At 72.0% G+C, this 12,201-nt stretch carries 12 protein-coding genes; 4 read left to right on the forward strand and 8 right to left on the reverse strand.

All coding sequences use genetic code 11. The features are described 5' to 3' along the window. Positions 1-25 precede the first annotated feature (25 nt). The 4 genes from I4I82_RS31820 to I4I82_RS31835 are packed head-to-tail and all read left to right on the forward strand — an operon-like array spanning position 26 to position 4,690. Positions 26-1,348 (forward strand): ABC transporter substrate-binding protein, encoded by a 1,323-nt coding sequence (locus tag I4I82_RS31820; RefSeq protein ID WP_218591982.1) that lies wholly within the window; start codon positions 26-28, stop codon positions 1,346-1,348. Between the two features lie 5 nt (positions 1,349-1,353). Continuing rightward, positions 1,354-2,322: a carbohydrate ABC transporter permease gene (locus I4I82_RS31825; RefSeq protein WP_226370367.1), complete on the forward strand. Its 969-nt coding sequence runs from the start codon at positions 1,354-1,356 to the stop codon at positions 2,320-2,322. Continuing rightward, on the forward strand, positions 2,319-3,206 hold the full coding sequence (locus I4I82_RS31830) for a carbohydrate ABC transporter permease (RefSeq protein WP_226370368.1): 888 nt from the start codon (positions 2,319-2,321) through the stop codon (positions 3,204-3,206). Before I4I82_RS31825 ends, I4I82_RS31830 begins: the two co-directional genes overlap by 4 nt. A 5-nt stretch (positions 3,207-3,211) precedes the next feature. After that, positions 3,212-4,690: a GH1 family beta-glucosidase gene (locus I4I82_RS31835; RefSeq protein ID WP_226370369.1), complete on the forward strand. Its 1,479-nt coding sequence runs from the start codon at positions 3,212-3,214 to the stop codon at positions 4,688-4,690. 234 nt (positions 4,691-4,924) lie between these two features. Here I4I82_RS31835 and I4I82_RS31840 read toward each other — a convergent pair whose 3' ends face one another. The 8 genes from I4I82_RS31840 to I4I82_RS31875 all read right to left on the reverse strand — a co-directional run bounded on the left by I4I82_RS31840 (position 4,925) and on the right by I4I82_RS31875 (position 12,170). Further along, a complete protein-coding gene (locus I4I82_RS31840) occupies positions 4,925-5,857 on the reverse strand; it encodes an LLM class flavin-dependent oxidoreductase (protein ID WP_226370370.1) in 933 nt (310 codons plus the stop codon). Between the two features lie 45 nt (positions 5,858-5,902). Next, on the reverse strand, positions 5,903-6,250 hold the full coding sequence (locus I4I82_RS31845; protein WP_172169042.1) for a metal-sulfur cluster assembly factor: 348 nt from the start codon (positions 6,248-6,250) through the stop codon (positions 5,903-5,905). A gap of 38 nt (positions 6,251-6,288) precedes the next feature. Beyond that, positions 6,289-6,732 (reverse strand): Fe-S cluster assembly sulfur transfer protein SufU, encoded by a 444-nt coding sequence (gene sufU, locus I4I82_RS31850; RefSeq protein WP_218591015.1) that lies wholly within the window; start codon positions 6,730-6,732, stop codon positions 6,289-6,291. 1 nt (position 6,733) lies between these two features. Further along, positions 6,734-8,014: a cysteine desulfurase gene (locus I4I82_RS31855; protein ID WP_218591014.1), complete on the reverse strand. Its 1,281-nt coding sequence runs from the start codon at positions 8,012-8,014 to the stop codon at positions 6,734-6,736. Positions 8,015-8,028: 14 nt separating this feature from the next. After that, on the reverse strand, positions 8,029-8,790 hold the full coding sequence (gene sufC, locus I4I82_RS31860; protein ID WP_218591013.1) for a Fe-S cluster assembly ATPase SufC: 762 nt from the start codon (positions 8,788-8,790) through the stop codon (positions 8,029-8,031). 25 nt (positions 8,791-8,815) lie between these two features. Beyond that, positions 8,816-9,928 (reverse strand): Fe-S cluster assembly protein SufD, encoded by a 1,113-nt coding sequence (sufD, locus tag I4I82_RS31865; protein ID WP_225922633.1) that lies wholly within the window; start codon positions 9,926-9,928, stop codon positions 8,816-8,818. 65 nt (positions 9,929-9,993) lie between these two features. Next, positions 9,994-11,421, reverse strand: a complete 1,428-nt coding sequence (gene sufB, locus I4I82_RS31870; protein WP_172162330.1) for a Fe-S cluster assembly protein SufB — start codon at positions 11,419-11,421, stop codon at positions 9,994-9,996. Then, positions 11,418-12,170 (reverse strand): helix-turn-helix transcriptional regulator, encoded by a 753-nt coding sequence (locus tag I4I82_RS31875; protein WP_372451483.1) that lies wholly within the window; start codon positions 12,168-12,170, stop codon positions 11,418-11,420. Before I4I82_RS31875 ends, sufB begins: the two co-directional genes overlap by 4 nt. Between the last annotated feature and the right edge of the window lie 31 nt (positions 12,171-12,201).

Here is a 12,201-nt window from a genome sequence, read left to right on the forward strand (position 1 = left end):
CGACGCCGGGCCTGGAGGACATCGCATGACCACGACCCCCCGCACCACCCCGAGGAGCACTCGGGGGCGGACCGCACGCACGACCCTCGCCGCCGCGGTGGCCGGCACGCTGCTCCTCGCCGCCTGCGGCGGGGGCGGTGGCGCGGCCGCCGACGACGGCACCACCGAGCTGACCGTCAGCCTCTTCGGCACGTTCGGCTACGAGGAGCTGGGTCTGTTCGACCGCTACGAGGCCGAGCACCCCGGCGTCACCATCGCCTACGAGTCCACGCAGGGCGAGGACAAGTACTGGCCCGCGCTGCAGACGCGCCTGGCCTCGGGCAGCGGCGTCGCCGACATCCAGGGCATCGAGGTCGCGCGCATCGCCGACGTCGTCGCCAACCAGTCGCAGCTCTGGACCGACCTGCGCAACACCCCCGCCGCCGGCTCGATCGGCAACTACGTCGAGTGGAAGGAGCCGGCGGCCACCACCCCCGACGGCGCCGTCCTCGGTCTCGGCACCGACATCGGCCCGATGGGCATCTGCTACCGCAGCGACCTGCTCGAGCAGGCCGGCCTGCCCACCGACCCCGCGGCCCTCTCGGCGCGGATGACGAGCTGGGAGGACTACGTGGCCCTGGGCCGCGAGTACCAGGCGGCCGCGCCCGAGGGCAGCGCGTGGATGGACTCCGCGGGCGGGTTCTACAACGCGATCGTCTCCACCGAGCAGACGATCTACTACGACCAGGCCGGCATCCTGGTGCACGACTCCAACCCCGCCGTCCGCGCCGCGTTCGACACCGCCGCCGCGGCCGGCCAGGCCGGGCTCACCGCGCGCCTGGAGCAGTTCGTCGACCCGGGCTGGGACGCGGGCTTCGCCTCGGGCAGCTTCGCCACCATCGCCTGCCCCTCGTGGATGATCGGCTACATCAAGGGCAAGGCCGGTGACGCCGGTTCGGGCCTGTGGAACGTCACGACGCTGCCCGGCGGCGCCGGCGGCAACTGGGGCGGCGCCTACCTGGGCATCCCCGCCTCCAGCGAGAACGTCGAGGAGGCCGCCGAGCTGATCGCCTGGCTCACCGCCCCGGAGCGCCAGGCCGAGGTCTTCGCCTCCGCCGGCAACTTCCCCTCGACGACCGGCGGCATCGAGCTGGTCGCCGACGCGACCGACCCGTGGTTCAACGGCGCCCCGATCGGCGAGATCTTCTCCACCTCCACGGCCAACGCCCCGGTCCAGATCCTCGGCCCGGAGGACGGCGTCATCAAGAGCGCGATGGTGGAGGCCCTGCTGTCGGTGGAGGCCAACGGCGTCGCGCCGGCCGAGGCCTGGAACGCCGCCCTGAGCACCGTCTCGAACCAGGTGAGCTGACGTCGGTGTCGATCTCCACCCCCGCACGCCCGGTCCCCGGGGAGCGCACGCCGCCCCCGGGGTCCGGGACCCCACGCCGCTCCTGGCGCACCCGGCTGTTCCAGGCCGAGGAGCGCACCGCGCCGTATGTCTACGTGGCCCCGTTCTTCCTGCTCTTCGCCGCGTTCGGCCTGTTCCCGCTGATCTACACGGCCTGGATCAGCCTGCACTCCTACAAGCTCGGCTCCGAGATGGACTGGCTGGGCCTGGACAACTACGTCTGGCTGTTCTCCAACCCCGACTTCTACAACTCGCTGTGGAAGACCTTCACCATCGGCGTCCTCTCGACGGTGCCGCAGCTCATGATCGCCCTGGGCCTCGCGCACCTGCTGAACTACCGGATGCGGGGCCGCACGTTCTTCCGCGTCGCGATGATCATGCCTTACGCCACCTCGGTGGCGGCCGCGGCGCTGGTCTTCGCCCAGCTGTTCGGTCGTGACGCGGGCGCCGTCAACTGGCTGCTCGGTGTCATCGGGGTCGACGCGGTCGACTGGCGCAACGGCGACTGGACCGCGCAGCTCGCCATCTCGGTCATCGTCATCTGGCGCTGGACGGGCTACAACGCGCTGATCTACCTGGCCGGCATGCAGTCGATCAGCCAGGACCTCTACGAGGCCGCCGCGCTCGACGGGGCCAGCCGCTGGCAGCAGTTCCGCCACGTCACGCTGCCCGGGCTGCGCCCGACGATCCTGTTCACCGTCGTCGTCTCGACGATCGGCGCGAGCCAGCTCTTCGGCGAGCCGCTGATCTTCGGCGGCGGCCAGCCCGACGGCGGGGCGCTGGGCCAGTACCAGACGCTGGGCCTGTTCATGTACCAGCAGGGCTGGACCTACGGCAGCCTCGGCCGCGCCGCCACCGTCGCCTGGGTGACGTTCCTGGTGATCATCGTGCTGGTGCTGGTCAACACCGCGATCACGAAGCGGAGGCGGACGTGACCGCCACCCTCGAACGCCCGCCGGTGACCGTCGTGCCGCCCGCGTCCTCGCGCAGGCGGCTGCGGCGCAACGACTCCGCGGGCGGACTCACCTACGTCCTGCTCGCGCTCACCGCGTTCGTCTTCCTCGTCCCCTTCTACTACATGATCGTCGCGGCCAGCCGGCCGATGGCGGAGATGAACCAGACCCCACCGCCGCTGCTGCCGGGCCCGGACCTGTGGTCCAACGTCGTCAAGGCGATCGAGTCGCAGGACATCGGGCTGGCCCTGATGAACTCGACGATCGTCTCGGGCGTCATCACCGTCAGCACGGTCCTGCTGTGCACGCTCGCCGGGTTCGCGTTCGCCAAGATGCGCTTCCGCGGCCGCGGGGTGCTGTTCGCGGTCGCGCTCGGCACGATGATGATCCCGCCGAGCCTGGGGGTCGTGCCGCTCTACGCGCTCATGGCCGACCTCGGCCTGGCGGGCGAGCTCAGCTCGGTGATCCTGCCGTCGCTGGTAGCCGCGTTCGGCGTGTTCTTCATGCGCCAGTACCTGATCCAGACGCTGCCCGACGAGCTGCTGGACGCGGCCAAGGTCGACGGCGCCACGTCGCTGCGGACCTTCTGGTCGATCGTCCTGCCGATCGCCCGCCCAGGCATGGCGGTGCTCGCGATGCTCACGTTCATGACGGCCTGGAACGACTTCTTCTGGCCCGTCATCACGCTCAACTCCTCCAACCCCACCGTGCAGGTGGCCCTCAACAACCTCGGCAGCGGGTACGTCCCGGACACCTCGGTGATCATGGCGGGCACGCTCGTCGGGACGCTGCCGGTGATCGTGGTCTTCCTGCTGCTGGGCCGTCAGATCGTCGGCGGCATCATCGCCGGCGCCGTGAAGGGATGACCGGTGTGACCACCACGCAAGCCCAGCCCACCACGCAAGCCCAGCCCACCACGCAAGCGCAGCCCACGACCCTGCCGCTCACGTTCCCGCCCGGGTTCCTCTGGGGCTCGGCCACCGCGGCGTACCAGATCGAGGGCGCCGTCGCGGAGGGCGGGCGCACCCCGTCGATCTGGGACACCTACGCCCACACGCCCGGCCGGATCGCGGGCGGCGACACCGGGGACGTCGCCGACGACCACTACCACCGCTTCCGCGACGACGTCGCGCTGATGAAGCGGCTGGGCCTCACGTCCTACCGGTTCTCGGTGTCGTGGTCGCGGATCACGCCGCAGGTCACCGCCGACGGGCTCGGGCCGGTCAATCCGGAGGGGCTGGCGTTCTACTCCGACCTGGTCGACGCGCTGCTGGCCGCGGGCATCACCCCGGCCGTCACGCTCTACCACTGGGACCTGCCGCAGGCCCTGGAGGACGCGGGCGGCTGGGCGACGCGCAGCACGGCGGAGCGCTTCGGCGAGTACGCCGGGGTCGTGGCCGCCGCGCTGGGTGACCGCGTGCGGCTGTTCATCACGCTCAACGAGCCGTGGTGCACCGCCTACCTCGGCTACGCCAGCGGGGTCCACGCGCCGGGCCGGACCGAGGACGTCGCCGCGCTCGCCGCGGTGCACCACCTCAACCTGGCCCACGGCCTCGGCGCGGCCGCGGTCCGCCGTGCCGTGCCCGACGCGCGGGTGTCGATCAGCCTCAACCTGGTGTGGGTGCGGCCGGAGACCACCTCGGCCCGCGACGTCGACGCCGCCCGCCGCGTCGACGGCCTGCAGAACCGGGTCTTCCTCGACCCCCTCCTGCACGGCACCTACCCCTCCGACGTCCTCGTCGACACCGCGGGCGTCACCGACTGGGGGTTCATCCGGCCCGGCGACCTCGAGGTCATCGTGGCGGGGGGCGTCGACGTGCTCGGCGTCAACTACTACTCCCCCACCGTCGTGCGGCACTGGACGCGCGAGCGGCCCAAGGAGTACGCCGACGGCCACGGGGACGGGGCGGCGAGCCCGTGGATCGCGTGCGAGGACGTCGAGTTCCCGCGCCGCCCGGGCCGCAAGACCGACATGGGCTGGGGCATCGACCCCCGCGGCATGACCGAGCTGCTGGTCCGGATGGCGCGCGAGCACCCGGGTCTGGATCTGATGGTCACCGAGAACGGGGCCGCCTTCCCCGACGTCGTGGGGGCCGACGGCCGCGTCGCCGACCCGGACCGCCGCGAGTACCTGCGCACCCACATCGCCGCCGTGCACGCCGCCATCGCCGCGGGGGCGCCGGTGATCGGCTACTGCGTGTGGTCGCTGCTCGACAACTTCGAGTGGGCCTGGGGGTACGGCAAGCGCTTCGGGATCGTGCACGTCGACTACGACACCCAGGAGCGCACGGTCAAGGACAGCGCGCTGTTCTACGCCGACGTGATCCGGGCGAACGCGGTCCAGCCCTGATCGCCCCCGCGCTGCGCCGGTGGCCCCTGGTGGGTGGGCCACCGGCGCGGTGCGTTCCGCGGAACGCTCCCTCCCTGCACCGCGCATGCAGGGCTGCGGCGTTCGCGGCCGCCGAACGGGAGCAGCACCTGCGCGGTCGCGTTCCGCGGAACGCGGAATCGCCGCCGCCGCGGGTGCAGGCTTCGGCAGACCGCGTTCCGCGGACCCACGAGTGCCCCGCCACTGCTACCGGGATCAGCGCAACTGCGACCGCAGGGCCGCCAACTCCGCCAGCGCCTCGTCCGGGTCCTCCGCCGCCGGGATCAGCACCACCGAGTCGGCCCCGGCCTCCACCAGCGCTTCGAGCGAACGGGCGGCATCCTCCCCCGACACCGTCAGGTCGTCGAGCCACGCGTCGGGCAGGTCCCCCGACCCGCCGGCCCCGCACCACGCCGCGATCGGACCGGCCAGCTGTCCCCACTGCCCCGACGCCCCACCGTCGCGCAGGCCGTCGGCGACGAGCGGGAGCAGGGACGCGCGGTCGGGCGCGGCGTAGGCGTAGACGGTGAGGTGGTGCGGGTCGGTGCGGCCGGCCTCGGCGCGGCCCTCGTCGATCCGCTCCCGCGCCCACCGGACGTAGGACGGGACGGACAGCTCGGTCAGCACCGTGCCGTCGGCGACCCGCCCCGACACCCGCAGCGACCGCGGCCCGCGCACCCCGGTGGCCACCGGCGGCACGACGGGCGGCGGGAACGCCAGGACGACGTCGTCGAGAAGCACGTGACGCCCGTCGACGGTGACCCGCTCGCCGCGCAGCAGCGCCCGCAGCGCGGCCGTGGTCTCCTCCAGCGCCGCGAGCTGCGACGCAGGGAAGGCACCGATCTGCTGCACCCACTCCGTGACGCCGTGGCCCAGCCCCGGGCGCAGCCGCCCGGGGAACATGCGGGCCAGTGCGGCCACCTCCAGCGCGGTGGCGGCCGGGTTGCGGAACACGGCGGGCAGGACGCCCAGGCCGACCTCGATCCGCTCGGTCGAGGCGAGCGCGACCCCTCCCGCGGCGACCGCGCCGGCGTAGAAGCAGTCCTCGACGAGCCACAGCTCGTCGAGACCCAGCGCCTCCACGCCGCGCGCGTAGGCGGCCGTGTGCTCCGGCGGGACCTCCCGCCGGAGCATCGCCCCCAGCCGCACGCCCGACACCGCAGTCCCGTGCGCCCGGCTCACCTCAGACGCGGATCAGACGCGGAAGCCGAGGGCGCGCAGCTGCTCGCGGCCGTCCTCGGTGATCTTGTCCGGGCCCCACGGCGGCATCCAGACCCAGTTGATCTTGATGTCGTCGACCAGGCCGCCCTGGCCGCCACCGGTCAGCGCGGAGCGGGTCTGCTCCTCGATGACGTCGGTCAGCGGGCAGGCCGCGCTCGTCAGCGTCATGTCGATCGTGGCCACGCCGTCGACGGCCTGGATGCCGTACACCAGGCCCAGGTCGACGACGTTGATCCCGAGCTCGGGGTCGACCACGTCGCGCATGGCCTCCTCGAGGTCGTCGATCGACGGGCCCGCGGCGGGCGCGGGCGGCTCGGGCATGCCGGCGGCACCCCGGACGACGGTCTCGTCGGTCTCGCTCACGCTTTCTCCCCTTCCGTGCGGACGACGGCGTCCTTGAACGCCATCCAGCCCAGCAGCGCGCACTTGACGCGCGCCGGGTACTTCGCGACGCCGGCGAACGCGACGCCGTCACCGAGGACGTCCTCGTCGGGCTCGACCTTGCCGCGCCCCTGCGTCATCTCCTGGAACGCCTGCAGGATCTTCATCGAGTCGCCCACCGACCGCCCCACGACGAGGTCGGTGAGCACCGACGCCGACGCCTGGCTGATCGAGCACCCCAGCGTGTCGTGCGAGACCTCCGTGACCGTGTCGCCGTCGAGCTTCACGCGCAGCGTGATCTCGTCGCCGCAGGTCGGGTTGATCTGGAACGACTCGGCGTCGAACGGCTCGCGCAGTCCGGCGCCGTGCGGCGTGCGGTAGTGGTCCAGGATGATCTCCTGGTACATCTGCTCCAGCTGCATCTCAGGCCACTCCGAAGAACTCCCGGGCGGCCCGCACGCCGTCGACCAGCGCGGTGACCTCCTCGGGGGTGTTGTAGACGTGGAACGACGCGCGGGCCGTGGCGGCCACGCCGAAGCGGCGGTGCAGGGGCCACGCGCAGTGGTGGCCCACGCGGATCGCGACGCCGCGGTCGTCGAGGACCTGGCCGACGTCGTGCGCGTGCACGCCGTCGACGACGAACGCGACGGCTCCGCCGCGGTCGTCGGTGGTGGCCGGGCCGATCACCCGGACGCCGGGGATCGCCGACAGCCCGTCGATCGCCAGCGCCGTGAGCTCCTGCTCGTGCGCGTGCACGGCGTCCATGCCGATCTCGGTGAGGTAGTCGACGGCCGCCGCGAGGCCCACGGCCTGCGACGTCATCGGCACCCCGGCCTCGAAGCGCTGCGGCGGCGGGGCGTAGGTCGACCCCTCCATCCGCACCATCTCGATCATCGACCCGCCCGTGAGGAACGGGGGCATGGCCGCGAGCAGCTCCGCGCGGCCGTAGAGCACGCCGACCCCGGACGGCCCGAGCATCTTGTGCCCGGAGAACACCGCGAAGTCGACGTCGAGCTCGGTGAGGTTGACCGGCATGTGCGGCACCGACTGGCAGGCGTCGAGCAGGACCAGCGCGCCGACCGCCCGCGCGCGGCGCGACAGCTCCGCCACCGGCAGGACCGTGCCGAGCACGTTGGACTGGTGCGCGAACGCGACGATCTTCGTGCGCTCGGTGATCGGGTCCCCACCGTCGGAACCACTGCCGAGGTCGAGCCGGCCGTCGTCGCCGACCCGGAACCACTTGAGGACGGCACCGGTGCGCCGGCACAGCTCCTGCCAGGGCACCAGGTTGGCGTGGTGCTCGAGGTCGGTGACGACGATCTCGTCGCCCGGCCCGATCTCGAAGCGCTCCGCGCCCGGGAAGCCCGCGGCGTTGCACCCCGCAGACGCGTTGGACAGGGCGTACGCCACGAGGTTGATGCCCTCGGTGGCGTTCTTGACGAAGACGACCTCGCCCGGATCGGCACCGACGAACGCGGCGATCCGCGCGCGGGCCGACTCGTAGGCGTCGGTGGCCTCCTCGGCGAGCTGGTGCGCACCGCGGTGCACCGCCGCGTTGTGCTGCTCCAGGAAGCTGCGCTCGGCGTCGAGCACCTGGCGCGGGCGCTGCGCGGTGGCCCCCGAGTCGAGGTAGACCAGCGGCCGACCCCCGCGCACGGTGCGCGCGAGGATCGGGAAGTCCGCCCGGATCTTCGTGACGTCCATCAGACCGTCGCCCGTCAGACCGACGCCGGCTGGGTGAAGCGCACGTACCCGTTCTTCTCCAGCTCGTCGGCGAGCTCGGGGCCGCCGGACTCGACGACCTTGCCCCCGGCGAAGACGTGCACGACATCGGGGCGGATGTGCTGCAGGATGCGCGTGTAGTGCGTGATCAGCAGGACGCCGGTCTCGCCGCCCTCGCGGTAGCGGTTGACGCCCGCGGAGACGACGCGCAGGGCGTCGACGTCGAGGCCGGAGTCGGTCTCGTCGAGCACCGCGAACTTCGGCTTGAGCAGCGAGAGCTGGAGCACCTCCTGGCGCTTCTTCTCACCGCCGGAGAAGCCCTCGTTGACGTTGCGCTCGGCGAAGGCCGCGTCGATCTCGAGGTCGGCCATGGCGGTCTTGACCTCCTTGACCCACGTGCGCAGCTTCGGCGCCTCGCCGCGGACCGCGGTGGCCGCGGAGCGCAGGAAGTTGGCCGTGGACACGCCGGGGACCTCGACCGGGTACTGCATGGCGAGGAACAGGCCGGCGCGGGCGCGCTCGTCGACGGTCATCGCCAGCACGTCGGCGCCGTCGAGCAGGATCTCGCCCGAGGTGACCTCGTACTTGGGGTGGCCGGCGATCGCGTACGCGAGGGTCGACTTGCCCGAGCCGTTGGGGCCCATGATCGCGTGGGTCTCGCCCGCGCGGATCGTCAGGTCGACCCCCGTGAGGATCTCCTTGGTGCCGCCGTCGACCGCGATCGAGACGTGCAGGTCCTTGATCTCCAAGGTGGACATGTGAGTGTGCTCCGTGGTGGTGGTGTCAGACGCCGGTGACGGCGAGCTCGGCCTCGACGAGGGCTTCGAGCCGCTCACGCAGGTCCGGGAGGGTGATCTTGGACAGGATCTCGCCGAAGAAGCCGCGGACGACGAGCCGGCGGGCCGCGTCCTCGGGGATGCCGCGGCTCTGCAGGTAGAACAGCTGCTCGTCGTCGAAGCGGCCCGTGGCACTGGCGTGGCCGGCGCTGACGATCTCGCCGGTCTCGATCTCCAGGTTCGGCACCGAGTCGGCGCGGGCGCCGGGGGTGAGCACGAGGTTGCGGTTGAACTCGAACGTCTCGGTGCTCTCGGCGGCCGCGCGGATCAGCACGTCGCCGATCCAGACGGTGTGCGCGCCCGTGCCCTGCAGCGCGTTCTTGTAGAGCACGTTGCTGCGGCAGTGGGAGACGCCGTGGTCGACGAGCAGGCGCTGCTCGAGGTGCTGCTCGGCGTCGGCGTAGCCCAGGCCCAGCAGCTCGGCGTCGCCGCCGGGGCCGCGGTAGTTGACCGTGGACACGATGCGCACGAGGTCGCCGCCCAGCTGCACCGCGACGGCGCGCAGGGTGGCGTCGCGGCCGACCGAGAAGTGGTGGGACCCCGCGTGCACGGCGTCGTCGGCCCACTCCTCGGTGACCACCAGGTGCAGCGTCGACCCGTCGGCCACGACGACCTCGAGGTTGTCGGCCAGCGTGCCCGAGCCCCGGTTGACGACGACGACCGTGGCGACCGTGTGCGGCGTGGTGCGGATCTGCACGTGGCCCGCGGCCACGACGCCCTCCCCGGGCCCGGTCACCGTGACGGTGACCGGCTCGGGGGTGCCGTCGAGCGTGACGACGGTGGCGCGGTCGAAGCCCGACCAGGCCGCCGCGGCGATGCGGTCGGCGGGGATGCCGCCCTCGCCGATGCGCGCGTCGTCGCGGCCGACCGTCTCGACCGAGGCGCCGCCGCCGACGACGACCTCGGGCGCGGCCGTGAACTCCGTCGTCTCCCACAGCCCGCGCAGGCGGCGCTTCGGCGTGAACCGCCAGTTCTCCTCACGACCGCTGGGGACCTCGAAGGCCGCCACGTCGTAGGAGGTGAAGCGCTCGCTCGCGCTGGCCAGGGGCTTGGAGCCCATGCCCTTCTTGGCGCCGGCCAGCTCGGGGGCCAGGCCGGCAATCGTCTCAGTCATCCGACCCTCACTCATCCAACACTGCCCTCCATCTGCAGCTCGATGAGCCGGTTGAGTTCCAGTGCGTACTCCATGGGCAGCTCGCGCGCGATGGGCTCGACGAACCCGCGCACGACCATGGCCATGGCCTCGTCCTCGGTGAGCCCGCGGCTCATCAGGTAGAACAGCTGGTCCTCGCTGACCTTCGAGACCGTGGCCTCGTGCCCCATCGAGACGTCGTCGTTGCGGACGTCGACGTAGGGGTAGGTGTCGGACCGGCTGATCGTGTCGACGAGCAGCGCGTCGCACTTCACCGTGGACCGCGAGTGGTGCGCGTTCGGGTTGACCCGGACGAGCCCGCGGTAGGAGGTGCGACCGCCGCCGCGCGCGACCGACTTCGAGATGATCGTCGACGACGTGTGCGGCGCCAGGTGCGTCATCTTCGCGCCGGCGTCCTGGTGCTGGCCCTCGCCCGCGAACGCGATCGAGAGGACCTCGCCCTTGGCGTACTCGCCCATCAGCATGACGGCCGGGTACTTCATGGTGACCTTGGAGCCCAGGTTGCCGTCGACCCACTCCATGGTGGCGCCGGCCTCGGCCTTGGCCCGCTTGGTGACCAGGTTGTAGACGTTGTTCGACCAGTTCTGGATCGTCGTGTAGCGGCAGCGGCCGCCCTTCTTCACGATGATCTCGACGACCGCGGAGTGCAGCGAGTCGGAGCTGTAGATCGGCGCCGTGCAGCCCTCGACGTAGTGCACGTAGGCACCTTCGTCGACGATGATCAGCGTGCGCTCGAACTGGCCCATGTTCTCGGTGTTGATCCGGAAGTAGGCCTGCAGCGGGATGTCGACGTGCACGCCCGGCGGGACGTAGATGAACGAGCCGCCCGACCACACCGCGGAGTTCAGCGCGGAGAACTTGTTGTCACCCGACGGGATCACCGAGCCGAAGTACTCCCGGAACATCTCCGGGTGCTCCTTCAGTGCCGTGTCGGTGTCGAGGAAGATGACGCCCTGCTCCTCGAGGTCCTCGCGGATCGAGTGGTAGACGACCTCGGACTCGTACTGCGCCGCGACACCGGACACCAGGCGGGCCTTCTCGGCCTCGGGGATGCCCAGCTTGTCGTAGGTGTTCTTGATGTCGGCGGGCAGGTCGTCCCAGGTGGCGGCCTGCTTCTCCGACGAGCGCACGAAGTACTTGATGTTGTCGAAGTCGATGCCCGAGAGGTCGGAGCCCCAGCGCGGCATCGGCTTCTTCTCGAACATGTCGAGGGCCTTGAGGCGGAAGTCGAGCATCCACTGCGGCTCGGACTTCAGCGCGGAGATGTCGGCGACGACGTCCGCGGACAGACCGCGACGGGCCGTGGCGCCGGCGGCGTCCGGGTCGGCCCAGCCGAAGTCGTAGCGGCCGAGCGTCGCGAGCGTCTCCTCCTGGGTGAGTGCTTCAGGAGCGGTCGTCATTCGGACTGCCTCCCTCTCGGGATCGTTGCCCCGGGGCGCCGCCCCGGAGTCGTGGTGGTGTTCATCCGCCGGACCTCGGGAAGGTCCAGCGGGATGTGCGTGGTGCACGCGGAGTCGCCGCGCGCGATGGTGGCGAGCCGCTGCACGTGGGTGCCCAGCAGCTCGGCGAAGGCGTGGGTCTCGGCCTCGCACAGCGCCGGGAACTCGGCCGCCACGTGGGCGACCGGGCAGTGGTGCTGGCACAGCTGCACGCCGTGCCCGCCGTCGCGGGCCTGTGCGGCGTAGCCCCGCGCCGTGAGCACGTCGGCCAGAGCCTGGACCCGCGCGCCGGAGCCGTGGGCCGCCTCGACCTTCGCGACGCCGTCGCCGAGCAGCTGCTCGACGCGGCTCTGCGCGAAGCCCTCGACCGCGTCGGGACCGCCGTGCTCGACCAGGTAGCGCAGCGCGGCGACCGCGAGGTCGTCGTAGCCGTGCCCGAACCGCGCCCGGCCGGAGTCGGTGAGCAGGTACTCCCGTGCCGGACGGCCGCGGCCGCGCGGGCCCCGGCGGGGGGCGTCGCGGACCTCGGCCTCGCCGTCGGCGATCAGCGCGTCGAGGTGCCGGCGCACCGCCGGGGAGGACAGGCCCAGACGAGCCGCGACGTCCGCGGCGACGATCGGGCCCTGCTCCATCAGCAGGCGCGCGACGGACTCCCGGGTTCGCCCGTCTGCGGGCAGGTGCCCGTCGAGGGGCGTTCCGGTGCTTTTCACAACACCAGTGTTGCGTATATACCGCGAGACG

It is taken from the genome of Pseudonocardia oceani (assembly GCF_019263585.2).
Lineage (GTDB): Bacteria > Actinomycetota > Actinomycetes > Mycobacteriales > Pseudonocardiaceae > Pseudonocardia > Pseudonocardia oceani.